General features: G+C 39.8%; 2 protein-coding genes. Both read right to left on the bottom strand.

Annotation, left to right across the window (positions count from 1 at the left end; genetic code table 11):
- On the bottom strand, nt 1–232 hold a 232-nt coding region (locus tag ACTQ48_RS11345; protein ID WP_441571011.1), incomplete at its 3' end, for a hypothetical protein.
- Nucleotides 233–511, bottom strand: coding sequence for a hypothetical protein (locus ACTQ48_RS11340; RefSeq protein WP_441571009.1), 279 nt, complete (start codon nt 509–511; stop codon nt 233–235).
- Between the last annotated feature and the right edge of the window lie 158 nt (nt 512–669).

Below are 669 nucleotides of genomic sequence, written 5' to 3'. Positions count from 1 at the left end.
CAATCTCCTTACACACACCTTTAGCCAAAGTTGCCTTAGCTTGCTGATAGAAAGTCATACGTTCCATGGCAATCCCTTTTTGCACCAGAAGCCAATCTTCTTGTTCTTTCAGCGCTTCCAAATCCCGCTCTTTTCGCTCTCGCTCCAGCTTGCGAATTTCAAAGATAGCATTTGATGCGCTAAGCATCACGATAAATCCAAGGACTGCTAGTCCACCGATAATTTCACTCATTTACAATTCCCTCCAATTTTCTTTCATCCACTCAACAACCGCATCTCTTGGGTAGCGCAAGTGAGTGCCTTTTCCTTTGTCTATTACCGGGAAACCAGTGATATGCGTAACCCGTTGAAATTCTTTTTCGTTGTATATTCCAAGTAAATCCTTACACTGTTTTCCGTTAAGAATCAGAGGAAGTGCTACTTCAATGTTAAATATTTCAAACACTTCGACCAGCTTCACTTTTAGCTGATTGATGAAGCGAGATATGAGGCTTTCAGCAATATCATCCATTGCGTTACCGTCCTTTCTGTGCTATAATTAACGTATAAAATTTTTGATATGCCACTGTTGCCGCAGTGGTTTTTTGTTTGTTCACTCCTTTCTATTCTTGTTCCATATCCTTGGATTTTTTCTTGAAAAAATATAATTCAATATCTTCGCCTGAGATG

This window comes from Collinsella sp. Sow4_E3 (assembly GCF_052116285.1).
Taxonomy (GTDB): domain Bacteria; phylum Actinomycetota; class Coriobacteriia; order Coriobacteriales; family Coriobacteriaceae; genus Collinsella.
The sequence above is the reverse complement of the archived record's forward strand: the minus strand, read 5'-3'. Positions and strand labels throughout refer to the sequence as shown.